Origin of the sequence: Streptomyces alfalfae, from assembly GCF_004127445.1 — a bacterium.
In the GTDB taxonomy this organism is placed as follows: Bacteria; Actinomycetota; Actinomycetes; order Streptomycetales; family Streptomycetaceae; genus Streptomyces; species Streptomyces alfalfae.
Window position 1 is genome coordinate 507,000 of record NZ_QEXM01000043.1, and the last position, 25,192, is coordinate 532,191.

Genomic DNA, 25,192 nt, shown 5'->3' on the forward strand with positions numbered 1-25,192 from the left:
GGATGCGGTCGCGCGGGAGAAGGTGCGCTCACAGGTCGTAGTCCCCGTTCAGGAGTTGGTCGATAACGGCACGGTCCTCGGCGGTGACACCCGTTCGGGCTGCGGCCCACACGGCAGGGCCGAGACGGGCCCGCAGGTCTTCCAACCGGGCATGGGCATCGGCCCACCCCGACTCCCACACGGCTTCCTCCACCACTGCGCGCAGACCGGCCAGGGCCTGGTGCAGATACGTGAGGCGCGGGTGGTGGGCGGGGGTGACCCGTGCGTTCGGGCAGGCGGTGCAGAGCAGGAAGGAGGCCGCGCAGCTCGGCCCGACCGGAGTGAAGGGACTGCGCGTGTAGTTGGCGCACCCGGTGGTTGCCGTCTCCTGCTCGCCCTCCTCATGCACTTCGGTGAGGCGTGCAAGGAGCACGGTCCGGTGTGCAGCACGCCAGGCGTCCAGGGCCCCTTCGGCGATCACCGGGATGGCCGCTTGCTGGGCCTGTGGCTCGGGCATGACGTACACCCTGTCGTGGGTGTCCTGGCTGTTCTGGCCGTTCTCGCGCCGGTGGAGCACGTTCACGGTGCGGCGCATGCGTCGCATCGGGGAACCAGGCAGTCCCACCGAGCGGGCCCAGTCCTTGGCGGCCCGGTCCTCGACGCCGAAGCCGAACGGGCCGGTGCGGACCGTGCCAGGGTAGTTCTGCCCATGGTGCGGGGTGGTCTCGTGCCAGACCAGGATCCGGTCCACCAGGGAACCGCCCTCCTCCAGGGCCGTCCGGGCGGGGGCCGTGGCTTCCAGCGCCTCGGTCAGCAGGCGACCGGCGCTGTCCGCCCCGGTGTCGGCGATGTTGCGGCTCTCGAACCGGCCCCGGCCACTGCGTCGCCGCTTCTCCAGAGCGAGCCGGTAGATCAGACCCGCTTGCCCGCCGGACCCCGGCACCAGCGCCGGCACCGGCACCGGCAGGCCGGAAACGGTGGCCGCGTTCAGGCCGAACTCGGCCACGAAGAGCACGCCGAGCGCGGCGGCCTCCGTACGACTGAGGAACAGCCTCTTCCACGTGTGCACGGCGCCGGTGCCGCCCAACGCAGCCCGGTAGCGGTACAAGGCCCGCATGCCACCACTCTTCAAGGGCTTCTGGGGGACATCACCGGTGCGGGCCAGCACATCCAGGGCCTCACCCAGCAGCCACCGCTCACCACCCGGCGTGACCGCTCCTGCCCGCCACTGCTCCAGAGTTGCGGTGTTCTCACGGATCCGCAGCAACGCGGATCGGAACGTCCGACGGACCGACGTGCGAATCGTGCGGAACTCCTCCGGCAGATAGGCCCGCTCCCCTCCGGCCGACCAGGCGAACCGTCTGGCCATCGCCTCACGCACCGGCTGGGGCAACCGCGGGTCCTGCTGCAGCAGCCCGGCCACCGCCGAATGCTTGTTGGCACCGTTGGTGCGCGGCTCAAGACTCAGCCGCCAGGTGTTCCAGAGCGCCGCCGTCAGCCCGTCGATGTCCTGCGGGGCGCCCGGCTGCTCGCCGAGGAAGTACGCGAAGGGGCGGATCATCCACCAGGCGGAATCACTGGTGACCACGCTGTCCCAGCCGCCGCCTGCGCTGCACTTCGCGGCGAACAGCGCGGCAAGGGAGCGCTGGAACGGGACCGCGATGGGCAGGCTCGCGAAGTCGAACGTGGCAACCCGGCCCTGCCGGTCCACGTGCCGCACCACCAGACTCTCCCCTTCGAGGACCAGCGGCCGGTGATGGGCGCCCTCCGGCGACTGCGCCGGCCGGCCGCGGCGGCTCACCGGGTCACCAGCTTCTCGTCCAGGTCCTGGATACCCGCGCTCTCCCGCGCCAGACGCGTGAACAGAACCGTCAGCTCCTCCTCGGACACCGGCCCCTCGGCCGGAGTGACATCCGCAAGCAGAGAACGCAGCTGAAGATCGGCGACCGGCGCCAGATAGACGGCACGGGTGGTCTCCAACTGGGCATGACCGAGCAGGTCCTGCACCATCCGCCACGGATCCCCGTACAGCAGTCGGAAGTCACGCCGCTCCTGCGGACTCAGGCCCATCCGCCGGTCCATCACATGGTTGAGGACCACAAGCATGCACAGAGCGAAACTGTGCCGGGCCATATGCGGAGTACAGAACGGCGGAGCCTCCATCACCTGCGACAGCACCCGCGCACACCGCTCGGTCGCCATCCGAAAGACACCCTCCCACGACGCCGGACGGAAGGGCAGGCCCCGCTCGCTCAGCCACAGCCACATCGGCTCCGGCCCTCCCGGCCCCTCAACGAGGAACGTCATCCGCTCCTCCACCGTCGCCTCCGACAAAGACGTCTGCCCCGCCACCCCGTCCTGGTCACGCCAGTGCAGCAGACGCCGTCGATGACCCGTCTGGTGCGTCACCAGCCTCCACGCCGGAAGCCGCTCGTACCGGCTGGCGGCCTGAGCACGGCGTACAACCCTCGCTCGGGACGACTCCACGTACCCCTCAACCCCGCCCATCACGGCGGCAGAGGCATAGAACGTACGAGCCCTCCTGGACTTGGTCACCGCCCGCGCCAGCCGCCCCGCGCAGTACCGGCCACCCTCCAGCCAGACCACGGGCACCTCGCACGTCAGCAGCGACGCGCCTTCGGACAGCCGCACACCAGAGGAGAACAGCAAATCAGCGAACGCCGCGTTCCGGTCCTCCAGCCGGCCACCCCACTCCAACGAGGGAAGACCATCCGCGCCATGACCCCGCAAACCGACGTCCACCCACCGGCGAAACGCTCGCGGCGTCAACCAACGGACCTCACTGGACCGCGCGTTCTTTGCCCGCGCTACAGGTACCGACACCACTTCGCCGTACCGGCCGATCACCGACCGCTGCATCACCGGATTCACCGCTACGTGCCCCGTCTGCACCGCCCACTCGTAGAGCCGTGCCAGCGCCGCCAGCCCGCGGTTCCACCGAGCGCCTCCGACCTTCCGCGGGTTGCGCGGAGATCGTGTCCGCCAGTCCTCGAAGTCCCACAGGTCATCCGCCGTTGCGGCACTCCACGTCCGGCCCCGGCCCCAGAGGAAGTCGAAGAACAGGCAGTAGTCGTCGGTGTAGTTCCGCTTCGTCTCCGGCGAGAGCCGTGCGAACGACGAACGGCACAGGTAAAGGCTCAGCACCGCATCGATCCGGCAGTCCGGCGACAGCAGAATCGGATCACCGGCATGGATCCCCGCCCGCTCCTCACGAGCTGCGAGATCCTCCCACCCGGCCAGCGCAGGCACCCTCGCCCGCGTCACGCGCCTGTCACGCGGCACCCAGTACGTACGCCATCCAGGCACTGCTCCACCCCTGCTAGACCCGCTTCAACACGCTGATCCAACAGGGAAGTGATCAGTTGGGACGAGGCGGACTGGGCGGAGCTGGAGGAGAAGGCCCGCTCCATCACCCGTGCCGGATGGTGGATCGACCAGCGCGACTCCGAAGGTACTGACCTGCTCGAACTCCTCGACGCAGCCACCGAGGCGGACCGCGGGACGGAGAACCCGTTCCGCTGACGGCGGGGCAACATAGCCGGGAAACGCCGGTTAGCCAAACCGGCGTTCCTCCGGACTATTGATGCTCCCACCCCGACAGCCATCGCGTGGAAGGAACCGCGTGCTCCCTCCGTCCTGGGACCATCAACCCACACCCGTCACCGCCCGCACCCCCGACCCGCTCACTCCCACACGAGATATCACCCACGCCCACTTCCAGGCCGGAGACACCGTCGTCGTCCTCAAGGGGGTGGCCGGCGGAGAACTGTGGGGAGACTCCATGCGCATCGTCGCCCCCTCCTGGCACACCCCCACCGACGAGGACGGATGGCGACTGCGTGACCCCACCGGGGGTGCCCAGTCCTACGTCACCGCTCACCCCCGCTACCTCGTGCACCTCTCGCGCCGCTGCCCGGACTGCCTGATCTTCCTGCGGGCCATGGAGGACACCCTCCTGCAACGGTTCGCCGGCCGCGACGAGCTGATCGACTGCGGCTGGTACACCACCACCGCCCTGGGCCAGCTCGTGCACACCGCAGACACCAAGGGCAGCCGATGACTCCGCCCACCAACCGCTCCGACCGTGCCGGTGCGCTCCGCAAGGCCAGGGCCCGAGCCACCGCAACTGCGGACGATCCTTCCTGGCCGCTGCACCTGGCCGAAGACCTCCACGGCATCCGGGCCGACTGGAAAACCTCAGCCGAGGTGTGCGCGGACGCCGCCTGGGCGGCACGGTCAGCAGGCCGCAGCGTCCTGGGCCTGCTGTCCCCGGAGGATGTCCTCGCAACGAACCGCGATCCGATCACCACCCGCACCTTGGCGCATCTGTACCTGAGCGCCCTTCGGTTCGACTTCCGCTGCCCCACCCTCCAGCGCCTCGTCGAACAGCTCGCGCAGACCGCGCGTCAGCCTCTGGACTGCTACACCCGCGCCCTGTACGCCTTCGCGCTGCTTGGCCAGTCCCGCCCCGAGGGCCTAGCAGTCATGGACGAGGTCCTCAGCGAGGCCGAGGAGCACCCCAAAACGCTGCACGTCCTGCTGCACGGACTGTGGCTCGGACAGAACCTGGACCAAGGCGCGGAACGTCTGCTGGCCCTCAGCTCCCGGCCGGCCCTCGCCGCCGACAGTGATCCGATCGTCCTGTTCCGCGTGGCGGGTGCCCTGCGCCGGCTGGGCCGGTACGACGAGGGGCTGGGAGCCATCGACAGGGCGATCGACTGCCTGCCGCCGGGAGACGTCTCCGTTCACGCCGACCTGGTCCGCGAGCGCTCCCTGATCTGTGCGGCTCGCGACCTTCAGCAGTACCTGTCGACCATCCGTACGTCGAGCGGGGTGCCGTCATGATGCCTAATGTGCGCGCGCGGACCTACTCGCCGCGCGTACCGCTCGACGAGGCGCTCGGACGGCCGGCTTGCCCCAACGAGGGCCTGACGGAGCACACCGTCGTCGCCCACTGGCCGGGCCTGGACTCCTACACCCCGGACGACGAGCAGAGAACCTGGACGTCGAAGGACTGGGCCGAGCACCTCGAAGACCCTTACTTGGAGCATCCGTTCGCTGCCAGCCCGGACGACGACCGGCACGCGATCCTCCACCTCGACATCCGGCTCCACCCAGACGACCGGGAGCTGTCCGGCCCCGAGTGGTCCGAAGCCGCCCACCGGCTCGCGCGGGCCGCCGGTATCGAGGTTCCCGGCGCCGCGGAACACGGTTGTCGTTGGATCGCCGTCCACGCCCAGCCCGGACGCCTGGATCTGATCGTCAACCTGATCCACCTCGACGGCACCTGGCACACCCCGCCCACCGACATCCTGCAGCGCCTCGCCGGTGAAGCGCGCCGCATCGAGCAGGACCTGAACCTGATCCCTGCCCGCACCGGCCCCACAAATCGGCCCGCTGCCCGTATGGTCCCCGCTGCTTCCGCGCAGCTCGCGGGCGTCCTCACGCAGCTCGCCGACGAGCAGGCCGGCCCGCTGGCCACGGTCCGCGGACTGGTCGAGCACACCGCGTACCGGATCGCCCGCCAACCGGGGGCTGCCGGCACGGACACGGCTCACCGTCTGGAGCTGATCGCCCGCCGCCTCCACGGGATTCAGCAGGATCTGGACGCCACTGCGGCCCATCTGGCCCAGCCCCGGGCCGCCGCCGCACCGGCCGCGGCCCGGCGCACCGCCCACCGATCCTTGTAGGAGAAACGTCTCTTTGCCCCGCACCACCGGCCGCTTCCTGGATATCCGCCGTGACCCGCACTCCGACGAGGTCCTCGCCCGCGGGGGCGACGCTGAGGCACACAGCATTCTCCAGCGCGCGGGATTCATCGCTGTCGTCCGCCTCCACGAGAGCTACTACCGCGCCCCCGCCGGCCTGACCGAGGTCGAGGAGTCCCGTCTCGCCATCGATGCCGTAGGGCGCCTGCGGGCCGTCGGGTACCACGTCGACTGCGACGAGCGCTTCGACACCGAAGCCCGCCCCGCCCGCTATCCCACGCTCGGCGCCTCGGTCTCCCACCTCGCCGAACGCCTGCGCGAGGCCACCGACACCGCCGAGGCAGCCGACATCCTCACCGAACTCACCGCGCCCCACGACGGCATCCTCGCCGGGTTCAAGGAAACCCTCAGCACCCTGGCGGAGTTCTTCGACGGCCTCGGCGACGCGAGCGATCCGTACACCGCCGGGCGCCTGCGCTACCTCGCCGACGAATACGTCCGCATCATCCACTCCGACCTCGCGCACACCCGCGAACAACTGGCCGACCGGCACGCCCCGCACCCCGGCCGCCGCGCCTGCACCGAACAGGTTCCCGACCACGAGCCCGAACGCTCCGCGGTGTGCGCCTGCCCGCCCCCGCCGCGTGCCCTGCCAGCCCCGGCACCGCCGCCCGTCGGTGCCACCCACCTGCGCCGCTGATCCCCTGCAACTGCCCAAGGACACCATGCACGACCACGACATATCCGAGCGCCTCGCCTCCTACGCCGACGTCCTCGCCGGCGAACTCCCCGACACCTGGACCAGCACCCACCTCCCGCCAGACGCCAAGGACGACCTCGCCGAACTCACCGACCGCATCTGGGACCTGGACCTGGTCGCCGCAGCCCTGGCCGAGCACCCCCTGCAGCAGGCAGCCGTCCTCAGCCGCTCCGACGGCGCCCAGCTCATCCTGATCGACCGGCACGACGAACGCGACGGCTTCCTCCTCGCCGTCGTCGCCCCGCACGCCCTGCCGGACGAGGCGTACCGCGGCGTCCCCGAGCCCAACGGCATCGCCCTGACCGACGACCCGTTCCTCGGCGCCGATCAGGTCGCCGGCGATCTCCTCGTCCGCTACGACCGTGCGCTCGCCCAGGTCCGGCACAACGCCCTGGACGGCATCCAGCCCTCCCAGCCGGACCGGGTCGTCCTGACCTGGCAGCCGGACGGCAGCGTCACCACCGCCCCCGCCGACGACCGGGCCGGCACCATCCTCGCCGCCCACGGCTTCATCCAGGACCCGCACAGCGGCATCTACCGCCTGGACGGCGACGACACCCAGGCACAGGCCCGCGCGCTGCGCGAGATAGGCCCGCAGCTCGACGCGCTCGGTATCGGCACCGCCCTCCAGCACCCCGCCGGACGCCACGCGCCCACCTCCGCCCGGGCCTCCATGTCGCCGGCCCCCGCCGGCGCCCGCACACCCACCGCCCGGACGCGATGAACCAGACGGAGCCCGACTTCTGGGTCCTGGAGTATGTCACCATCACCAAGGACCCCCGCACCGGTCTGGTCGTGGCCATCGGCGGCACCGAGCAGGCAGCGGACATTCTCCAGCGGACCGGCGGCTTCCTCACCTCTCCCGGGCCCCGCGGTGACTACCACCGTCTTCCGCACGGCCTGCCCATCGAGCAGCAGCGCCTGAAGCGACCACCGCCTCGCACGCCCTGCTCGCCGCCGGCCACAGCGTCCACCTCGACCCCTCCCTGAACATGCTGGCCGCCCCCGACGGCGACCGTGACGCAGCCCTGCGCTACCTCGCTGAGCGGGTCTCGGCCGCCGAGACCAGTAGCGAGGTGGCCGAGGTCCTGACCGAGGTAGCTGCGCCCGTGCACGGGCTGCTGCCCCTGACCAGAGAAGTGATCGTCCGCGCCTGGATCGCCGCCAGTGATCTCCACGGCGCCGCGCCCGGCGAGGAACCCGAGCCCATCGCACGGCTCGGCAGCACGGCCAACTCCGTGAGCGAAGCCGCCGGCGTCATCCTGCGCGCCCGCAATCACGCCGCCCGCCCGGCGCAGCCGCCGACCACCGCACCGGCACCGGGCCGTGCACAGTCCCCGGTATCCCGCCGCCGCTGACCCCGGAGAAGAAACGTATGGCCAATCTGGCCGACGAGTACGGCACAGACGTAGAGATCTACATCAAGGCCCTGACGACCACCATCCACGCCGACACCCCCACCGGCGCCCCCACCAGCCTCCACGACCTGCTGGAACAGCTCGGTCTCGAACGCCACGAATACCCCACAGGCGAGCCGCTCTACATCTGGCACACCGTGCCCGACCACCTCGGTGCCGACGAGCAGAAACGCTTGGCGAACCGCGCCATCCCCGCCCTGCTCCTAGCCGGATACACGGTCAACTGCGACCCCGAGGTCTTCGACGAGGCCCTCTACCAGCAGGCCGTGCACCGCCTCCAGGCGCGCGCGGCCCGACCCGCCCCGCAGCAACCGGCGCACGCCAGTCCCCCCTCGCGCCCCGCACCGGCCCGCACCGGCCCGCCGCACCCCGTAAGCCCGGGCGGCCCCGGCACCACGCCTGGGCCGCCCACCCCCCGCCCGATTCCACGGAGAAACCCGTAGCAGAACGCACACCCGCACCGATCAGCCATCGGCTCAAACCCCGGCTCGCAACCGCCCTGTTCCGCCGCTATCTACGCGCCTGCATCACGGCCGGCCCCGACCGCGCCTCCCCACTGGCCGGCGCCCGCCCGGACGCCGTCCCCACCGAGGCGCGACGCGTCGGGCAGCGCCACCACCACTGACCGTCCACACACCTGGAGGAGCATGTCCCACCCCGCCCCCTACCCGGTGAGACTGGCCGACGAGATCACCCGCCAGCTCGGCCAGCTCTCCGACCACCTCTCTCAGCTCCCCCCGCCCCAGGCAGCGCAGGTCATCGCACGCGTCCTCGACCCGGACAACGGAGTCCTCGGCGGCGTCACTCACCTCGTCATCACCGGCAGCCACTTCGCCAAGAACGAGGCAGAACGAGGCGCCCTGCCAGCGGAGGTATGGCTCGCCTTGGGCCGTGCCGCCAACGAACTGCACGACATCAGCCTGGACCTGGACGAGCACCAGGACCTCCTCCAGCACCTCGGCACCCGACCGGCCACCAGCGCGGCGAAGCCTCCGGCTCCTGCCCCGCTCGTCGCACGGCGGCGCCGGTGAAGAAGAAGCAGTGGCAGGGCTGGGGGCCGGGCGAGCAGGCCGAGCAGCACTACCTCGTCCAGCCCCGTGCCCTGGCCGGCGGCGGTGACGTCCGGCACGTCTCGGAGTTCCTGCGCGCCTCGGGCTGGCGGGGGGAAAAGTCCAAGAAGGGCGGCCCGCTGCTCATGGAGAGCCCGGACCGCACCGTCCGCGTCGCCTACGACCCCTACATCCTGCCGGGCGGATGGACCATCCACGGCCGGGCAGGCGGCGCGACCGGTGAATGGTCTGCGCACCTGGGCCGGCAGACTCCGGTGGAGATCGTCGCCGGTCTTACCGACGCCCTCACCCGCCCCCGCTCCGCACACGCCCCCAACGTCTGGGCACCTCTGCAGGAGCAGAACTGGCACACGCGGTTCGAGGAACAGGACTATTCGGCGAGCAGCCCCGACGGCACCGCATGGATGCAGTACCGCCAGGGCGTCGATGGCTCGGCGATGTGGTGGACCGGAGCGCAGGACAAGCAGGGCAACGGCTGGACTGCCCACTTCACGCCGAACACGCCGATACACCTGGTCCAAGCCTTCTCCACCGAACTTGCCGGCCCGGACCCAGTGATGCGCCCACGCGGACGTGTCCCGCACAGCGCCCAGATCCGGACCTGGTCGGTCTCCGTCAAGCCCTCCCAGCTCAGCGCCTGGCAGCAGGCCCGGATTACAGCTGCCCGCGCCGCCACCTGGGCCCGCAACAGCGCCCGAAGCGCCCGGCCCCGCACCACCGCCCGTCCCTACGCCCCAGCCGGCGGTGCCCGGACCCGCCGCTGATCTCCATCCCTATCTGAAGGAGCCCGATGCCTGCCCCCACCCCGGAAACCCTGCGCGCCCTGACCGAAATCCTGTCGGACGTCACCGAGTACCTGCGCGAGAATCCCGACCCCGATGAAGCCCTCGCCCTCGTTGAGCCGCTCCTCGACGAGTACACGGGCCTGCCCGTCCAGCTCGCCGACACCCTGCGTGCCCTCGCCCGCACCGTCCAGGAGCACCAGGCCATCCCACGCACCGCGCACGTCAACCTCCTGATCGCCGAGCTGCGCAGCGCCGCCTGGGAACAGACCGACCAGCACACCCTCCACTACGTCCTGGACGAGCTGCGCGCGCTGCACGACGACGCCGAGAGCGGGCAGGGGTGCAGCCGGTGCCGTTGAGCGAGCGCGAGCTCGACGCCTTCGCCGACAAGCACGCCGGGCAGATCCCCTTCGACACCAGCCCCCGCCACCTCGCCGGTCCGGGCGACGCCCGCCACGTCACCCATGGCCTGGCCGCGGCCGGATGGGCCACGGTCTTCGACCCGCTCAGCACCGAGATCGTGATGGCCAGCCCCGATCACCGCTACCGCTTGCAGTTCGACCCGCAGACCGCCACCTCCGCCTGGTGGCGGCTGCGGGCCGCCCCCGGCGACAACGAACACGGCTGGTACGCGGAGTTCGGTGAACTCGTGCCGGCCGAGGTTCTCGCCGGCCTCACCGACGCCCTCATCACACCGCCCTCATCGCAACCGGACCCCTGGCAGCCCGTGACCAGCGCAGGCTGGCAGCACGACGATGCCAAGGCAGCGCTCTCTCCGGACTCGCTGTGCCGCATCGAACACCGCCCCACGAGTGAGTTCCATGAACGGCCGTCCTGGCACATCGAGGTCAGGACAAGCAGCGACGCATCATTCCCGGGCCCGCGGATCTGGCATGCCTTCCTCGACGAGCACGTTCCCGATCGCCTCGTCGGTGCCTTCCTGGGCGCGCTGGCCGACCAGAGCCCGCTGCAGCGCGGCATGTTCGACCGCACCGCCCACTACAGCGCCGTCAAAGAGCCGAGCCCACTGCGCCAGCAGCAGGTAGTCGACGCGCACACCGCCCGGGTGAAGACGCTCCGCGCACAGGCCCGCGCCGTGCGCCGTCAGCAGACTGCCCCCGCGACACCCCCGGCGCCCCCGACCGTCGTCCAGTCGGCCGCCCGCCGCTGACCTTAAAAGGATGCTCTCATCTCCCGCAACCCCGAACCACGGCCGCCGCACCTCGTTGCGGCGCCTCAATCGCTATCTGCGCCACAGTGAACGGATCCTGGCGTCCTGGGACGCCTTCACCGAGTGCAATACGGACCTGGACGGCTGGCCCTTCGACCAGGACGCCTACGGCCGCCTGGCCGCCGTCCGTGACGCAGACACCGCCGCAGCGTTCGCCAGTATCCGCCCCGGTGCCCGTCAGTTGCTGGCCACCGCCCGGCTCCAGCTCCAGCACCTGCCCGCACACCTCACTCGGGCCAGCTGGCCCGGGCAGTTGACCATCCTGGAGGAGGCACTGAGCCACCTCGACGCCCTGGACGCCCGGTGGCAAGAGACCCGGGCCCAGTTCCCCGAGGGCGCCGGACCGGGCAGCGCAGCGTATGTCGACGCGCTGGACGAGCATCACGCGGAGTGCTGGAGCTATCTGGACGACTGGGCCTGCCACGGCCGCGTCGTCCTCGACATCCAGGCCGCCGCACGCCGAGCACCGTCCCGGCCGAAGCGCCCGCCGATTCCCGCCCTGACGTCGCGGCGCAGCGGACGCGGCGGGAGTGGTCGGTGACCATGCCCGAGGTCGCCGTCAACGTTGACATCGACTACGTCGCCCCGCGCCACCTGGCCGGCGGCGGTGACCCCGCCTGGGTCACCGCCCCTCTCCACCGTGCCTGCGGCTGGAGCTACGGTCACGCCCCCCTGATGCCTCGCGTTCTGCTTTCCAGCCCCGACCAGAAGGCCCTCCTGCGGCTGGAGCCTGACCCCGACGGACGGTGGTGGACTCTGCAGCACGCCCCCGCGCTGGACCGGCCAGCCTGGTTCGCCAGCTTCGATGCCCGCACCCCCGTCGAGATGATCGCTGCGTTCACCGACGTGCTGACCGATCCCACTGCCGATCGAGCAGACAACGGGGATCCGCAGGAGCCGCTTCTGACAGCGGGCTGGTCTCCGTCCTACAGCCACCACCGGCTGGCCTCACCCGACGGCACCGTCCGCGTCGAGGCCGACGAGACAACCGGGGCCTGGTGGGTCGACACCGCCCTCCGCGACTTCCGGACTCTGCTGTGGCAAGCCCACTTCAGCGAGCACACCCCACCCCACCTGATCACCGCGTTCACCGCCGCGCTCACCGACCCCCGACCGGTGCCCCGCACTGCCAGCCCTTCCAGCCTCCCAACTCACAGCCCGGACCTCATCACCCTCTCGCACCGGGAAGTACCCGCCACGCAGGTCGCCGGCGCCCTGGAAGAACGCATCCGCTCCCTCGCCGCACGCCGATCCGGGCCACCGGCGACGAGTACGCATCCTCCGCAACGGCCGCAGGCCGAGCGCCACCGCCAGCGCTGATCCCTCCGTCCCCGCCTGGAAGCACCTAGCCCTTGCCCCCCTCCTCCTCCAGCAGCAACACCGACGGATACGACCTCGTCCTGCGCCTCCTGCTCGGCGTGCTCGCCGTCGTCGTCCCCCTGTCCCACCTGGCCTGGCTGTGCGGCAACCTCACCGCCTCCCTCACCGGAGGCAGCTGGGCCCCCTACCAGCCCACCAACGCCTTGCTCCACCCCGAGCAGGTCTGGCCCGAGGCTGGGAAGAATGCCCTACTCATCGGGGCACGCATCGTTCCCGTTCTGCTCCTCCTGGCTCTCGGGGTAACGGCGGTCGCCCTGTGGCTCCGGCACAAGAACCGAGGCGGCAGCCGGAAGAAGATCACCGGCATGGCCAAGGCCCGGGACATCGAGCCCCTGATGGCCAAGGCGATCACCGACAAGGCCCGCTCGCTGCGTCCGAGCCTCAAGGACGCCAAGCACATCGAAGCCCGCGACACCGGCATCCTCCTGGGTAACCTGCAGAACACCCGGCACGAGGTGCGCATGGGCTATGAGGATGTGGCCGTCGCCATCATGGCGCCCCGCTCGGGCAAGACCACCTCGCTCGCCATCCCCTCGATGCTCGCCGCGCCCGGCCCCGTCCTGCTGACCTCGAACAAGGCCGCAGGTGACGCCTTCACCGCCACATACGAGGCCCGCTGCCGCGTCGGGCAGGTGTGGACCATGGACCCACAGCAGATCGCGTACGCCGCACGCGAGATGTGGTGGAACCCCCTCGCCAGCGCGAAAACCCTGGACGGAGCGAACCGGCTCGCCGGCCACTTCCTCGCCGCCTCGGTGGACACCTCCCAGCAGAGCGACTTCTGGTCCAAGGCCGGCAGCAACATCCTCTCCCAACTGCTGCTGGCCGCAGCGCTCGACGAGCGGCCCATCACCGACATCATGCAGTGGCTCGCCTTCCCCGCCGACCGCACCCCGCTCGACATCCTCCGCGACCACGACTTCGCCGCCGTCGCAGCCCAGCTCAAGGGCACCGTCGAGGGCCCCCCGGAGACCCGCGACGGCATCTACGAGACCGCCCGCCAGTACGCCGCCGCCCTGCTGAACAACGAGATCGCCGCCTGGGTCACCCCGCAGAAGGATGTCCCCGAGTTCCGCCCGTCGGAGTTCGTCACCTCCACCGACACGCTGTTCCTGCTGAGCAAGGACGGCGGAGGCGGGGCCTCGGCGCTGATCGCCGCGTGCGCGGACTCCGTCATGCGCGCGGCCACCGCCCAGGCCGAACGCGCCGGCGGACGCTTGGACCCGCCCATGCTGGCGATCCTCGACGAGGCCGCCAACGTGTGCAAGATCAGCGACCTGCCGGACCTGTACTCCCACCTCGGCTCCCGCGGAATCATCCCGATCACCATCCTCCAGTCCTACCGCCAGGGCCAGAAGGTCTGGGGAGACGCGGGCATGGACGCTATGTGGTCCGCCTCGACCGTCAAGGTCATCGGCTCCGGCATCGACGACCCCGACTTCGCCGACAAGCTCTCCCGCCTGATCGGCGACCACGACGTGGAGACCACATCGACCTCGCACTCGGAGTCCGGCAAGAGCACGTCGGTGTCGATGCGGCAGGAACGGATCCTGCCCGCCGACGCGATCCGCGCCCTGCCCAAGGGCACCGCCCTGTGCTTCGCCACCGGCATGCGCGCCGCGATGCTCGACCTGCGGCCGTGGTACCGAGAGCCAGGAGCCGGGGAACTGTCCGCGGCGTCCGCCCGCGCGTCGAAGGCGATCACGGCTCGCGCCGTCGCGAAGCACGCGCCGACACAGTCCGACTTCGGGACGGCCGCGTGAGCGACATACCGTTGCACCTGGTGCCGGTCCGCTCCCGTGAGGCGAAGGACTTCGTGCGCGCCTGGCACCGTCACCACCCGCCGCCCGCAGGACAGATCTTCGCGGTCGGCGCCGCCGACGAGAGGGGCACGCTGCGCGCCGTGGCCATCGTCGGCCGGCCGGTGGCCCGTCACCTGGACGACGGCGCCACCCTCGAAGTCACCCGGACCGCCAGCGACGGCGCCCGCAACACCAACTCACTGCTCTATGGGGCCGCGTGGCGGGCGGCGAAGGCCCTCGGCTATCGCCGGCTGGTCACCTACACGCACGACGGCGAGAGCGGCGCATCACTGCGCGGCGCCGGGTGGCGCGTCATCGCCAGCCGGCCGCCCCGCGCCGGATGACACACCCCGTCCCGCCCACGAGCCGGCCACGGCAACGACCACGTCCCCCGCCTGCTGTGGGAAGCCCTGTGACCGAGCCCGTTCCTGCACCCCAACGGACCGCCCATCTCACCTTGCCCCGTACCGCCCCGCGTCCTCCCGGAGTTGTCCTGCACACCGTCGACCTGACCGAACACACCCGCCTTCTCGGCGAGGTGGCCTCCGCCCTGATGGAGCCGTCCGCGGAGGCGGCACGCATCCGGGACGGCGAGATCGCCAAGCCCGTCCGAGAGATCGATCTCCCTCGCCGCCACCTTGTGCAACCTCGCCATCCATCACCGCACCGAGATCCTGCTGTACGAGGACGCCGACCCCACCCCCGCCACCAGCCGTAATCAACTCCGCCGCGGCGGCGCCGAGATGCAGCGAGCAGCCACCACCTATCGCGCCGTGGCGCGACGGCTCTCCCGACGCCTCACCTCATTCTCGGCGCGCGCTGAGGGCCGGCAGCTCATCGCCGAGGCCCACGGGCCCAGCCCGCAGAAGGCACCCTCCGCGCCACCCGTGCCGGCTGCCCGACGCCGCGTATGACGACACCGCCACCCGCCCCTGTCACCACGCAGACGGCCGCCCGAAGCCGCTGACCCATCCTCCAGCGCTACCCCTTCCAAGGTCGCGCTGATCCACAACTCACCGGAGCCCCTCATCACCCTGCGCCACATCGACCTGCCGCTCCAGATCGACCTTCTCCGCAAGCTCGGAGCCGACTTCGCCACCCTGCACACCAAGGTCACCGCGCTCGCGCCCGAGCCGGGCAGTGACTTGCTACGGCAGGTCGGCCCGCAGATTCTCGCCATCCACGACCTCGTGAGCCGGTCCCTGGTCCGGCTGTCCGTCCTCGATGGCAGTCAGTACACCGCCGTGCCCGGCAGCCGGTTCTGCCTGGACACGCTCAGCGGCGTCACCGCGTCCGCTTCGATCGCCGCCTCGCAGCTGGCACGAGCCGTGGGCGACAACCCGCTCGACGGTGCGGTCTTCGCCGGCGGCCCGCCGGTCGACGCGGAGTCCGTGCGCCAGGCGCGGCACGCCGAGGCCTCACCGGTCCTGGCGGAAAGCCTGGCCACCGCTGCCCAGCACCTCGAACTGAGCGCGACCTGCTGCCAGTACACCGCGTCCGCCATCGTCCGCGACCTGACTGAACACCCCGAACACCGACCCGACCTGCCAAAACTGTCACCCTCGCAGTACGCGGTGCTCGAACGGATCGCCCAGGGCGGCACCCGTCGATACGCGCCGCGCAACCGGCCCGTCCGCGTCACCGACGGGGACGGCCGGACCATCCACGCAAAGCCCTTCGGTGTGCTGGAAAGAGAGCGCCTGATCCGTGTGGCGGGGACTTCCAGCTACGTGAGCCAGGACGTCGTGGTCACGGCCGCCGGCCAGCTCGCCCTGGACTTCCAACAGCCACACCGCGCCCAGGCGACATCACCGGCAAAGCCGCCGGCACCCGGCCACACGGCCGGCAGGAAGCGGTGAACACGTTCGCCCCGGACGATCTTGTCCTCATCTCACCGCGGTACCTGGCTGGCGCCGGCATGAACAAGATCAACGACGTCATCGGGCCGCTGGTCCACCTGTTCGCGTGGCCCTACGACCACGATCCGCGTACCGGACTCCTCGACATCGACAGCCCCTGCGGCAGCGTCTTCCTCGACTTCGACCCCGGCCGTCAGAACGGAGTGTGGTGGACGATTGCCCACCACGAGCCCTACTGGCAAATCGAGTTCAGTCGGCAGACTCCGAGCGAGGCCATCGCGTCCGTGACCCAGGCCCTGCCCCAGTTGCTCGGTGACCGCCGGCACGCCGACCGCATTCCCCTGGCAACCGAGTCCATCGCTCATCTCGCCAAGACCAGCGGCTGGGAGGCGTCATCGACTGCACCGGGGAGGGCGTGGGCCTCTCCCGACGGCCACTGCACCGTGGAGCACAGCACGGTCCCCATCCACCCGTGGCGCATCGAGCACTCGGTGTACGACGGCTTAGACACGCACTGGACCGCCACGTTCACCCCGGAGGTGCCCGAGCGTCTGGTCGCCCAGTTCTTCACCCACATCGCGACGAGCACCCCGGTGGAGCGTGTCTTCCGCGATGTCCCGTATTTCGTGCAGAACCTGGACGACGCGCTCATCACCCCCGTGCACCGAGCCGCCGTGAATCCACACGTCCACCATGCCGGCGCCCAGCTACGCCGCGCCGTACCCCGCCGCTGACTCAAGCCTCGCCCACAGCCGTCACCGACCCGAATTCCCAAGACGGCACGCACAGCGCACCGTTGACCATGCCACTCACTCCAGCCGTGCAGCACACCCTGCCGCTCCTGCCGGCCCGCAGGCCGCCGAATTTTCTGGACCACCACCGTGTCACTTCTGGACATCCCCGACGTCTTCATCGGGTCCACCGACGACGGCCACACCTTCGTCATCCTCAACCGCCGCATCCGCGACGCCGACCGGCTACTCACCGGGGCCGGCTTCCTGCCACGTGAGCACCACGGCCGCAGGCTCTACCTGCTGCCTCCAGGCATCGCGCAAGACGTACACGAGCGCGCCGGCGTCGCGATGTACGCCCTCTTGGCCCACACCCACGACCTCGTCGACCTTTCCTGGACGACCCGCTGGAGTCCCGACCAGTCGGCAGGCGGCCCAGACCTGCACTTCCGGTTCAGGGACGGCACGGTTGCCGTGACTGCCTCGACCACCGCCGCCCGGTTGCTGCTGGAGCAACACGGCTTCGTCCCCACAGCAGGCGGGGCGTCCTACCGCACTCGGGACGGGCTGGACGAGCGCCAACTGCTCGGCGCCGTCACCGCTGCCGAGGCACACGCGTACACCCACGGTCTCAGCGCACGTGTCCACCTGGGCATCCCCACACCCCTCGACATCCCCGCCAGTACCCGCCGCCGTTCAGCGCCGGCGACCGGTCCGCAGAGCACACCCTCGGCCCGTCGCCGCACCCGCTGACCATCCCAACGCATCCGGCACCGCCATCCGAGGAGCTTCCACGTCCTCCGACACCCCCACCGTGCATGATCTCGCCCGTGCCCTCGCCGACCAGCTCCACCCCGGTGCCGCTCCCCGGGACGTGACCGTCAGTTTCGGCGCCCGCCGGCAAGCCCCCATCGAGTACCGCAGCCGCGGTCGGGGCGGACCCGTGACGGTCTACGCCCAGGCACTGCACGTCGCCCTCTACGGCCTTCCCACGCCCGACGAGTCGCTGCCCACCGCCCTGGACTCGCTTCTGCAGGCCACACACGCCGCGACCGCCCCGGAACAGAAGACTGCCGTCCTGCGGCAGGTCGCCGAGCAGCTGCGCAACGCCGCCGAGATCATCCAGCGCTACCAGTACCGAGCCCAGTGGGACCGCTTCCCCACCGACGTCGCCGAGCAGCTCGCCGACGCTCACGACCAGGCCCAGCAGATCGCCCAGGCCCTCGACCGCGTGGCCCCCACCTTCGGGCACCAGCCCACCACGGACACCACACCCCGTGCCCAGGCCGCCCACGGCCGGAGCACCACCACCCCCGTGGCCTCCCCGCCCACGCCGGCACCACGTCACCGCTGATCTGCCGCGACAGCCCGCCCTCCGAGAAAGACATCTCCTGGCCACCACCGTCTCCCTCCAGGCCCTTCTAGCCCAACCCCGGTGCGCGCTCGGCGTGTTCGTTCCCGCCGGACTGCATCCGGCCCGCGCCGAGCGCCGTCAGCTCGACCAGATCGCACAAGCAGGCGCCGACCTGTTCGAGATCGGTCTCGCCCACCATGACGCCGGCCTCGACGGGCCCGTCATCCAAACCGCCTACCGCCGCGCCCTGAGCCGCGGAAAAGTCCTCACCCGCGCCCTGCGCGCGGTCGAGCACGCCGCTGGCCTTCGGCCGACCGTCGTCATGACCTACTGGGATCCCGTCCACTGGCACGGCCCCGAACACCTGGCCCGACTGCTCGCTGACGCGGGCGCCGCCGGGGCGATGGTCGTCGACCTGCCCGACGACCAGGCAGAGCGCTGGCAGGCCGCAGCGAAGGACGCGAACCTCTCCACCCCACGCCTCGTCCCGCGCCACCTCGCCGACACCGGTCTCGCCACCGTGGCCGCCGGTGCGTCGGGATGGCTCTACGCACCCGCCAGCACCGGCCCCACCGGCTACCGCGGCCCGCTCGACGTGCCCGCGCTCGCCGACTTCACGACATGCCTTCGTGCCGCGAGCCCTCTGCCCGTCGTGTCGGGCGTGGGGATCTCCACCCCGGCCCTCGCGGAACGCGTGGCGCCACTGGTGGACGCCGTCGTCATCGGCACCCCCGTCGTCCGCGCCCTGATGGCCTCCCCCGAGCAGGCCCCGGCGCTCACCGCCGCGTTCGCCCACGCCAACCCGGTCCCGGTCCTAGCCCGCATCACCTCCGACGCGGCCTGCCTGCACCAGGCCCTGCGTGCCCTGCCCACCACCGGCCGGGGCATATCCACACTGGCCGCGCGCATCACTGACGCCCAGGACCTCGCCAGCATCGCTTTGCGGCTGTTTCTCACCCGCAGCCGCCAGACGTCGCGGTCCTCCCCTACGGACCTGCTGCTTCTTCACCGTGTCGCGCAGATCGCCAAGGCCGCCCAGGACGCCGCCGCCGAACTGACGGCTGCTCTTGCCCGCGCCGTGGAGACCCAGCGCCGCCAGGCCGCCGCCACATCACGGCGGGTCGTCCTGATCGGGCCGACACCGCAGCAGTTCATCGAGTCGGCCGCCGACCTCCTCGACCGCATCCCCGCCCTCTGCGACGCCCGCGAGTGGCCAGAATCCCCCTGCCACTGACGCGACAGCCCCGATGCGAGCGCCCCCCTTTTTTCTCTACCCCCAGGACAGAACATTTCAGATCAGCCCCAATTCCGCGCCCTCTCCCTCGGCGCGGGAGTTCAATCCAGCACGCTCCTCGCACTGTCAGCCGAGGGCATTCTCCCGAAGGCCGACTACGCGATTTTCGCCGACACCGGATGGGAACCCGCAGCGGTCTATGCACACCTTAACCGCCTGGAAGAAGAGATAGCCGCACCCGCCGGAATACCCGTACTGCGCGTATCGGCCGGGAATATCCGCGACGACGCTCTGAACCCGGATCGCCGGTTCGCTTCCATGCCGCTTCACATCCTCAATCAGGATGGGCGACCTGGGATGACCCGTCGGCAGTGCACCGGTGAATATAAGGTGAAGCCGATCAAGCAGAAGGTTCGTGAGCTACTCGGCTACCCGTATCCGGCCCGCATCCCGAAGGGTGTTTTCGTCGAGCAGTGGGTAGGAATCTCCACGGATGAATTCCACCGCGCGAAGGACGCGGACGTCAAGTACATGCGGAACCGACACCCACTCCTGGACATGTCCTGGAGCAGGGCCGACTGCGTGCGCTACCTGACCTCTCTCGGTCTCGCCGATACCCCGAAGTCGAGTTGCCTGGGATGCCCGTTCCATGGAAATGCGCAGTGGCGACATATCAGGGACACATCTCCGTCCGAGTGGGCGGACGTCGTCGAATTCGACGCGGCCATCCGGCAGGGAAATGCCCGCGCCAACGCCTCGGGCAGCCGCCTGCTCGGCGAGGCGTTCCTGCACCGCTCCCGCGTCCCGCTCAGCGAAGCCCCCATCGATCACGTCACGGCTGCCGAGCGAGCTGCCCTGCGGATCAGCGCCGACGAGGCCGACGTCCTAGAGAAGGGGGTCGAGGACGGCTGCTCGCCCTGGGCGTGCCGCGGCGACGCCGACGCGTTGACACGGGACGACTTTGGGCTGGCCACGTGATACTCGATCTCTTCGCGGGGCCGGGCGGCTGGAGCAGGGCGTTGCACGTCCTGGGCGTGCGTGACGTCGGGCTGGAATGGGATCAGTGGGCGTGCAAGACCCGTGCTGCGGCGGGGCAGTTGACCATCCGGTGCGATGTGGCGAGGTATCCGGTATGGCCGTTCGTCGGCCGCACCTGCGGTGTGATCGCTTCGCCGCCGTGTCAGGCGTGGAGCATGGCCGGCAAGCGCCTCGGCCTGGTCGACCAGCCGCTGGTGCACGCAGCGGTCGAGGATCTGGCCACCGGGCGCGATACCCGCGAGCGCCTCCTCACCGCGTGCCGTGACGAGCGTTCCCTGCTCGCCGCCGAGCCGATGCGCTACCTCTACGCGCTGAACACGGTCGGTGAGCCCGATTGGGTGGCCATGGAGGAAGTATCGGACGTGCTGCCGTTGTGGAAGCAGTACGCGGCCGTCCTGCGCGGGTGGGGGTTCTCCGTCTGGTGCGGGATCCTCAACGCCGCCGACTTCGGTGTCCCGCAGACCAGGAAGCGGGCGATCCTGCTGGCCTCCCGCGTCCGCACAGCGCAGCCGCCCACGCCCACGCACGCCCAGCTCGCCGAACCGGAATCGCTGTTCGGTCCGGGCCGCGCCCGCTGGGTCAGCATGGCCGAAGCCCTGGGGTGGGGCGCGACTGACCGGCCCGTCCCCACCGTCTGCGCAGGCGGCGGACCCGGCGGCGGACCCGAGCCGTTCCCGTCGGGCTCCCGCAAGACGCTGTCCGACGCCCGGGAGCGCGGCACCTGGATGCCTCGGCCGGACCGTGTGGTCCTGCAGTCCCGCCGCGAAGGCGCCGGATGGGCGGCCCGGCACGGCACCCGAGAAAACCGGGCCGCCGACGCTCCGGCGCCCACGTTCACCGCCGAGGCCCACCGCTGGTCCTGGTCCCTGCGCAGCAACAACCAGGCCAACGCCACCATCCGTCCGGCGTCCGAGCCGGCCGGCACGCTGTTCTTCGGGCACCGCGCGAACGAGTGCACCTGGGTCGCCGAACCCGCCACACCGCCAGTCGAAGAAGCCGATGCGCCGGCCGTTCCCGAGCCGATCCGGATCACCGCCCGCGAGGCCGGCCTCCTGCAGACCTTCCCCGCCGACTACCCCTGGGCCGGCAACAAGGGCCAGCGTTTCTCCCAGATCGGCAACGCCGTTCCCCCGCTCCTCGCCGGCCACCTCCTCGCCCCGCACCTCGGCGTCACCCTCGACCCCGACGACTTCACCCTCGCCGCCTGATGCCCCACACCCCCACTCCCGAACCAGACGAAGATGACCTCGACGCCGTCCCACCGCCCCAGCCGGTGTTCCACGTCGAGCAGGCACTCCTGGGGGCCCTCCTCCTCGACCCGCACCGCCTGGACGACGTGAACGGCATCACCGCCGACTCGTTCTCCACCGCCGCGCACGCCGCCCTGTACGCCGCGATCAGCACCCTGCCACGCCCCGACCCCGCCGAACACGCGAGGAACATTAAGTGGCTCGACCGCGTGCTCACCGTCAGCCGGGAGCAGGCTCGCGGGCTGACCGCCTCCTACCTGCACGCGCTCGTCCAGGTCTGCCCCTGGCCCAGCCACGCCCCCGCCTACGCCCGGATGGTTGAGGCCGAACACGCCCGCCGCCGGCTGCTGACGGCCGCCGAACGCCTCGTCCACACCGTCCACGACGCCTCCCTCCCGCACCCCGTCCAGACAGCGCTCGCCGAGACCGATGTACTCACCGCGATCGTGGACGACATCGCGAACCGCTTCCCCCCGCGCTCCGGTGTCCTGCCCCGTACCCCGGCACCTCCTCCCGCCGCCGCCCCGGACCACACCGAGGCGGCCGAGGAGGAGCAACTGCTCCTCGCCACCGCCACCGCCCGCCCCGCCGACATCGACACCGTCCGGTGGCTGCTGCCCGACGACCTGACCCTGCCGCTGCACGCCGGCCTGTGGCAGTGCCTGACCACCCTCGCCCGCCGCAACGAGCCCGTCGACCCCGTCACCGTCCTGTGGGAAGCTCAGCAGCGCGGCCTGCTGGACAACGGCCGTGAACCAGGCGAAGTCCTGCGCATGCTGGCCGAACCAGCCGGATCCGTCGGGCACTGGGGCGAACGCGCCCTGCGGCGCTCCCTCCTGGCAACGGCCGAACGCACCGGACGGCGCATCGAGGCGTACGCCGGCGACCCGGCGAACACCCCCTTCCAGCTCGTCGTCGGTGCCCGCCGCGCTCTCGCTGACACCGCAGCCGTCCGCACCCGCTGGCAGAACGCCACCGGAGGCACCCCGTCACAGCAGCGGCGGTCGGCGCCCTCTATCCGCGCCGGCCCGCCGACCACTACGGCCGCACACACCGCCCGATCCACACGAGCAACCCGATAGTCCCCGAGTACGCCGGTGGCCGGACCCGCATGTCCGGCCACCGGCAGAACAGATGAGACCCCCCGCATGACTGCTTCCATCGACGCCCACGTCCGTCTCGACACCCACCCCACGCACCCGAGCGCCGTGCAGGCCCACCTGACTGGCACCCAGGCCCACGTCGCCTCCTCAGCTCTAGAGGCTGCCGACTGGAGTGTCGCCGCCACAGGCGTCCTGATCCTGGCCCGCATCGATCACGAGGAGCCCTACTGGGCCGCCGACGCCGCCCAGAAGCTGATCGACGAAGGCATCACCGTCGAGGTCACCCCACGGCTCCAGGAGGCCATCTACGAGGAATGGACCTGGGCGAACTACCCGATACCCTGGCTCACCCGCGGCGAGATCCGCGAGGTCTCCAGCGAGGCCCAGAAGATCCACGACGACATCCGCAACGGCCGCCTCCTGATCCACGCCCACGCCCGCGACGGCGACACCACCGTCGCGGTCGGTACCTATCTGCACCGAGGCGGCAAGTCCGTTTACCTGCACGGCGAGGACCACCTGCGTCAGGTCGCCGGCACCTTCGACTCACCCGCAAGCGCCCTGCTCGCCTTCGAGGAGACTCACGCGGGCGGAATGCGTCCTGGGCCTGCACCCCTGACTGACACCGAACGCGCCGCCATCGCAGCGCGCTCCGTCTTCGACGTCACCACGTCCAAGCCCGAACCCGCCCGGCCGGAGCCGGAGACCGTCCCTGTCTACCTGGCCGATGCCGGCGACCACGACGCCCTCCTCGACAGCTTCCTCGGCACACATCGCGAGTTCCAGAAGTGGCGCACCTGGTCCGATGCAACGACCCACGCCATCCACGAATCGCAGACCCTGCGCATCGAACACGTCCACGAAACCACCGCCCACGACACCGCCTGGACCGTGGCCGCCTACGAGACACCCGTCTCCGACCGCAAGTGGCACCTCACCGCGACCAGCGCCACTCCTGCCCCCGTACTGCAGGCTCTCCTGATCCACCTGGGCGACGGCGATGGCTGGAACACGGCCATCGACAGCCCGGTGGACGAGAAGGCGGTCACCGCAGCCACTCAGCCGCTCACGGAGGCTGGGTGGAAACACACCTTGACCGGTCACGGGATCCGATGGACATCCCCCGACGGGGAAGCAGGCGTGCAGTTCGACCCACTGACCGCTCAGCACGCCCACTCGGCCACATGGACTATCTGGGCCGGGCCCAATCCGGATCGGCCCACCTGGGCCATCACCGCGTCCCCGCACATCCCGAGTCCGCTGTTGGCCGACCTCTCCGAAACGCTCGCCCACGAGACCGGCACGCGCCAGACGCAGTCGGGCCGTGAACACAGGATCTGCCTAGCGACCAGCGTGTCGGCGGCTCCGGCGGTCACGCCCGGCCGACCCGCCAGCCGTTCACGCTGATCATCACCCCGCACGAGCGGGGCAACATAGCGCGGGATCGCCGGTTGGCCAACCCGGCGGTTCGGGCGCGGCGATCATCTAAGTCGAGTGGAACTTCGGCCGGGCAATGTGCGTGCTGGCCATCAGCACGTCCTGGGAGATGCTCCAACGAGCTGCTGACCGACCTCGCCGAGACCCTTGCCCATCAGACCGCCACACGCCAAGCTCAGCCCGCGGGCCGCGAATGCCAGACCAACCTCGCGATCAGTCCGCCCGTCGCCCCGGCGAACGTCGCCGATCCCATCGTCGGCCGTTCGCTCTGACCATCGGCGCGGCGTCTCGGCTGAGTAATTGAACCCCAGACACCAGGAGTACGAACAAGCGAACGTATCTCAATCTCCCGTTCGCCCGTGCATGACAGTCGGGAATCTGACTTTGCATGGATAACCAAATTGTCACTTAGATGAGTTGAGTGACGCTACCTTCGATCTGGCACCGCATTCGCGGAGCCCGCCCTAGAGGACGGTTGCCCCCGCCCTCCAGGGTGCGATCAGATCAAGAGGAGTGTGCGCATGCTCAATCCGCATCGCCGAGGGGTCATCACTGGCCCCTCCGGGCGTCTGCACGGTACCAGTCCGACCATCGAACCCTCGGCGCTTCCCGGCATTCCTGCACTCGGCCGAGTGATGTGCTCGGCCGCTCTGGTCACGCTCGCGACCGCAGGAATCAGCCTGTCCGCCACTCCGGAGCAGGGCCCCTCCATTGAGGTGACCGTTCAACTCCACCTTGGGGACGCCACGTTCGGCTGAGAACGAGACCGCCCGTCTCCGGCCTCCGGGGCGGGCGGAGCTCTCCGAGTAGCTGTCAGCCCCGACGGCGCGATCAATGCCCTAGCCGCCCGGGGACCCCGGCCCACCCTCGTCGGAAACGCCGCCTGAACAAATCGAACGGCCGGCGGAGGCGTCATTCGATGGCCTGATCTCGGCCAGACCGTCACCGTCCGCACAGCGCGGGAAACGCCATGTCTGCGCCACCCCCGCGCCACCGCACGCACCATTCGCTCCCCCAAGCGACTGGTGGATC

The 25,192-nt window shown here is 70.6% G+C and carries 29 protein-coding genes; 27 read left to right on the forward strand and 2 right to left on the reverse strand.

The features are described from left to right. Positions 1-28 precede the first annotated feature (28 nt). Together DCW30_RS25275 and DCW30_RS25280 are read right to left on the reverse strand one after the other, a co-directional pair. Positions 29-1,690 carry a hypothetical protein gene (locus DCW30_RS25275; RefSeq protein ID WP_129299909.1) on the reverse strand — a complete coding sequence of 554 codons (1,662 nt, stop codon included), beginning with the start codon at positions 1,688-1,690 and terminating at the stop codon, positions 29-31. An 86-nt stretch (positions 1,691-1,776) separates the two neighbouring features. Beyond that, positions 1,777-3,249 carry a site-specific integrase gene (locus DCW30_RS25280; RefSeq protein WP_237283347.1) on the reverse strand — a complete coding sequence of 491 codons (1,473 nt, stop codon included), beginning with the start codon at positions 3,247-3,249 and terminating at the stop codon, positions 1,777-1,779. A gap of 105 nt (positions 3,250-3,354) precedes the next feature. Between DCW30_RS25280 and DCW30_RS36835 the strand changes: the two genes are divergently transcribed. From DCW30_RS36835 to DCW30_RS25405, 27 genes are all read left to right on the forward strand, one after another. Then, positions 3,355-3,522: a hypothetical protein gene (locus DCW30_RS36835; RefSeq protein WP_162933517.1), complete on the forward strand. Its 168-nt coding sequence runs from the start codon at positions 3,355-3,357 to the stop codon at positions 3,520-3,522. Between the two features lie 100 nt (positions 3,523-3,622). After that, a complete protein-coding gene (locus DCW30_RS25285) occupies positions 3,623-4,060 on the forward strand; it encodes a hypothetical protein (RefSeq protein ID WP_076683764.1) in 438 nt (145 codons plus the stop codon). After that, on the forward strand, positions 4,057-4,845 hold the full coding sequence (locus DCW30_RS25290; RefSeq protein ID WP_076683766.1) for a tetratricopeptide repeat protein: 789 nt from the start codon (positions 4,057-4,059) through the stop codon (positions 4,843-4,845). Before DCW30_RS25285 ends, DCW30_RS25290 begins: the two co-directional genes overlap by 4 nt. Continuing rightward, the gene (locus DCW30_RS25295; RefSeq protein ID WP_418347024.1) at positions 4,845-5,690 is read left to right on the forward strand and encodes a relaxase/mobilization nuclease; all 846 of its coding nucleotides are present in this window, start codon (positions 4,845-4,847) and stop codon (positions 5,688-5,690) included. Before DCW30_RS25290 ends, DCW30_RS25295 begins: the two co-directional genes overlap by 1 nt. A 13-nt stretch (positions 5,691-5,703) precedes the next feature. Then, a complete protein-coding gene (locus DCW30_RS25300) occupies positions 5,704-6,408 on the forward strand; it encodes a hypothetical protein (protein WP_076683773.1) in 705 nt (234 codons plus the stop codon). 25 nt (positions 6,409-6,433) lie between these two features. After that, positions 6,434-7,192 carry a hypothetical protein gene (locus DCW30_RS25305; protein ID WP_076683775.1) on the forward strand — a complete coding sequence of 253 codons (759 nt, stop codon included), beginning with the start codon at positions 6,434-6,436 and terminating at the stop codon, positions 7,190-7,192. Next, positions 7,189-7,458, forward strand: a complete 270-nt coding sequence (locus DCW30_RS37625; protein WP_237283349.1) for a hypothetical protein — start codon at positions 7,189-7,191, stop codon at positions 7,456-7,458. Before DCW30_RS25305 ends, DCW30_RS37625 begins: the two co-directional genes overlap by 4 nt. 2 nt (positions 7,459-7,460) lie before the next feature. After that, complete coding sequence (locus DCW30_RS37630; protein ID WP_237283351.1) at positions 7,461-7,826, forward strand: hypothetical protein; 366 nt, start codon at positions 7,461-7,463, stop codon at positions 7,824-7,826. Between the two features lie 17 nt (positions 7,827-7,843). Then, positions 7,844-8,329: a hypothetical protein gene (locus DCW30_RS25315; RefSeq protein ID WP_240437941.1), complete on the forward strand. Its 486-nt coding sequence runs from the start codon at positions 7,844-7,846 to the stop codon at positions 8,327-8,329. 204 nt (positions 8,330-8,533) lie between these two features. Continuing rightward, positions 8,534-8,917, forward strand: a complete 384-nt coding sequence (locus DCW30_RS25320; protein WP_076683776.1) for a hypothetical protein — start codon at positions 8,534-8,536, stop codon at positions 8,915-8,917. Next, positions 8,914-9,720 carry an SPDY domain-containing protein gene (locus DCW30_RS25325; protein ID WP_076683778.1) on the forward strand — a complete coding sequence of 269 codons (807 nt, stop codon included), beginning with the start codon at positions 8,914-8,916 and terminating at the stop codon, positions 9,718-9,720. The genes DCW30_RS25320 and DCW30_RS25325 overlap by 4 nt, the downstream gene beginning before the upstream one ends. A 26-nt stretch (positions 9,721-9,746) precedes the next feature. Further along, entirely contained in the window at positions 9,747-10,100 is a 354-nt protein-coding gene (locus tag DCW30_RS36840; protein ID WP_076683780.1) for a hypothetical protein, read from the forward strand. Further along, a complete protein-coding gene (locus DCW30_RS25335; protein WP_076688709.1) occupies positions 10,091-10,912 on the forward strand; it encodes an SPDY domain-containing protein in 822 nt (273 codons plus the stop codon). Before DCW30_RS36840 ends, DCW30_RS25335 begins: the two co-directional genes overlap by 10 nt. Before the next feature lie 10 nt (positions 10,913-10,922). Beyond that, the gene (locus DCW30_RS25340; RefSeq protein WP_076683782.1) at positions 10,923-11,513 is read left to right on the forward strand and encodes a hypothetical protein; all 591 of its coding nucleotides are present in this window, start codon (positions 10,923-10,925) and stop codon (positions 11,511-11,513) included. A 2-nt stretch (positions 11,514-11,515) separates the two neighbouring features. Continuing rightward, positions 11,516-12,292 (forward strand): SPDY domain-containing protein, encoded by a 777-nt coding sequence (locus DCW30_RS25345; protein ID WP_076688711.1) that lies wholly within the window; start codon positions 11,516-11,518, stop codon positions 12,290-12,292. Positions 12,293-12,324: 32 nt separating this feature from the next. Next, positions 12,325-14,115, forward strand: a complete 1,791-nt coding sequence (locus DCW30_RS25350) for a type IV secretory system conjugative DNA transfer family protein (protein ID WP_076683784.1) — start codon at positions 12,325-12,327, stop codon at positions 14,113-14,115. Next, entirely contained in the window at positions 14,112-14,498 is a 387-nt protein-coding gene (locus tag DCW30_RS25355; RefSeq protein ID WP_237283355.1) for an XF1762 family protein, read from the forward strand. Before DCW30_RS25350 ends, DCW30_RS25355 begins: the two co-directional genes overlap by 4 nt. Positions 14,499-15,344: 846 nt before the next feature. Continuing rightward, positions 15,345-16,013 (forward strand): hypothetical protein, encoded by a 669-nt coding sequence (locus DCW30_RS25365; protein WP_123985580.1) that lies wholly within the window; start codon positions 15,345-15,347, stop codon positions 16,011-16,013. Between the two features lie 59 nt (positions 16,014-16,072). Beyond that, positions 16,073-16,747 carry an SPDY domain-containing protein gene (locus tag DCW30_RS25370; protein ID WP_079250340.1) on the forward strand — a complete coding sequence of 225 codons (675 nt, stop codon included), beginning with the start codon at positions 16,073-16,075 and terminating at the stop codon, positions 16,745-16,747. Positions 16,748-16,894: 147 nt separating this feature from the next. Next, positions 16,895-17,497 carry a hypothetical protein gene (locus tag DCW30_RS25375; RefSeq protein ID WP_076683792.1) on the forward strand — a complete coding sequence of 201 codons (603 nt, stop codon included), beginning with the start codon at positions 16,895-16,897 and terminating at the stop codon, positions 17,495-17,497. A gap of 61 nt (positions 17,498-17,558) precedes the next feature. Beyond that, complete coding sequence (locus DCW30_RS36845) at positions 17,559-18,098, forward strand: hypothetical protein (RefSeq protein WP_076683794.1); 540 nt, start codon at positions 17,559-17,561, stop codon at positions 18,096-18,098. 94 nt (positions 18,099-18,192) lie between these two features. Continuing rightward, positions 18,193-19,332 (forward strand): tryptophan synthase subunit alpha, encoded by a 1,140-nt coding sequence (gene trpA, locus DCW30_RS25380; RefSeq protein WP_076683796.1) that lies wholly within the window; start codon positions 18,193-18,195, stop codon positions 19,330-19,332. A gap of 54 nt (positions 19,333-19,386) precedes the next feature. Then, a complete protein-coding gene (locus tag DCW30_RS25385; RefSeq protein WP_237283535.1) occupies positions 19,387-20,310 on the forward strand; it encodes an adenine nucleotide alpha hydrolase family protein in 924 nt (307 codons plus the stop codon). Continuing rightward, positions 20,307-21,578, forward strand: a complete 1,272-nt coding sequence (locus DCW30_RS25390; RefSeq protein WP_076683800.1) for a DNA cytosine methyltransferase — start codon at positions 20,307-20,309, stop codon at positions 21,576-21,578. The genes DCW30_RS25385 and DCW30_RS25390 overlap by 4 nt, the downstream gene beginning before the upstream one ends. After that, the gene (locus DCW30_RS25395) at positions 21,578-22,702 is read left to right on the forward strand and encodes a DnaB-like helicase N-terminal domain-containing protein (RefSeq protein ID WP_079249936.1); all 1,125 of its coding nucleotides are present in this window, start codon (positions 21,578-21,580) and stop codon (positions 22,700-22,702) included. Before DCW30_RS25390 ends, DCW30_RS25395 begins: the two co-directional genes overlap by 1 nt. A gap of 66 nt (positions 22,703-22,768) precedes the next feature. Further along, entirely contained in the window at positions 22,769-24,130 is a 1,362-nt protein-coding gene (locus DCW30_RS25400; protein ID WP_076683804.1) for an SPDY domain-containing protein, read from the forward strand. 551 nt (positions 24,131-24,681) lie between these two features. After that, the gene (locus tag DCW30_RS25405; protein WP_123985581.1) at positions 24,682-24,918 is read left to right on the forward strand and encodes a hypothetical protein; all 237 of its coding nucleotides are present in this window, start codon (positions 24,682-24,684) and stop codon (positions 24,916-24,918) included. Positions 24,919-25,192: the final 274 nt, after the last annotated feature.

Coding starts and splice junctions, on each gene's coding strand:
- DCW30_RS25315 (WP_240437941.1), top strand. CDS start 7,844: ATGGCCAATCTGGCCGACGAGTACGGCACAGACGTAGAGATCTACATC.
- DCW30_RS25405 (WP_123985581.1), top strand. CDS start 24,682: ATGCTCAATCCGCATCGCCGAGGGGTCATCACTGGCCCCTCCGGGCGT.
- DCW30_RS25320 (WP_076683776.1), top strand. CDS start 8,534: ATGTCCCACCCCGCCCCCTACCCGGTGAGACTGGCCGACGAGATCACC.
- DCW30_RS25290 (WP_076683766.1), top strand. CDS start 4,057: ATGACTCCGCCCACCAACCGCTCCGACCGTGCCGGTGCGCTCCGCAAG.
- DCW30_RS37630 (WP_237283351.1), top strand. CDS start 7,461: ATGCTGGCCGCCCCCGACGGCGACCGTGACGCAGCCCTGCGCTACCTC.
- DCW30_RS25370 (WP_079250340.1), top strand. CDS start 16,073: ATGAACAAGATCAACGACGTCATCGGGCCGCTGGTCCACCTGTTCGCG.
- DCW30_RS25400 (WP_076683804.1), top strand. CDS start 22,769: ATGACTGCTTCCATCGACGCCCACGTCCGTCTCGACACCCACCCCACG.
- DCW30_RS37625 (WP_237283349.1), top strand. CDS start 7,189: ATGAACCAGACGGAGCCCGACTTCTGGGTCCTGGAGTATGTCACCATC.
- DCW30_RS25345 (WP_076688711.1), top strand. CDS start 11,516: ATGCCCGAGGTCGCCGTCAACGTTGACATCGACTACGTCGCCCCGCGC.
- DCW30_RS25295 (WP_418347024.1), top strand. CDS start 4,845: ATGCCTAATGTGCGCGCGCGGACCTACTCGCCGCGCGTACCGCTCGAC.
- DCW30_RS25305 (WP_076683775.1), top strand. CDS start 6,434: ATGCACGACCACGACATATCCGAGCGCCTCGCCTCCTACGCCGACGTC.
- DCW30_RS36840 (WP_076683780.1), top strand. CDS start 9,747: ATGCCTGCCCCCACCCCGGAAACCCTGCGCGCCCTGACCGAAATCCTG.
- DCW30_RS25395 (WP_079249936.1), top strand. CDS start 21,578: ATGCCCCACACCCCCACTCCCGAACCAGACGAAGATGACCTCGACGCC.
- DCW30_RS25340 (WP_076683782.1), top strand. CDS start 10,923: ATGCTCTCATCTCCCGCAACCCCGAACCACGGCCGCCGCACCTCGTTG.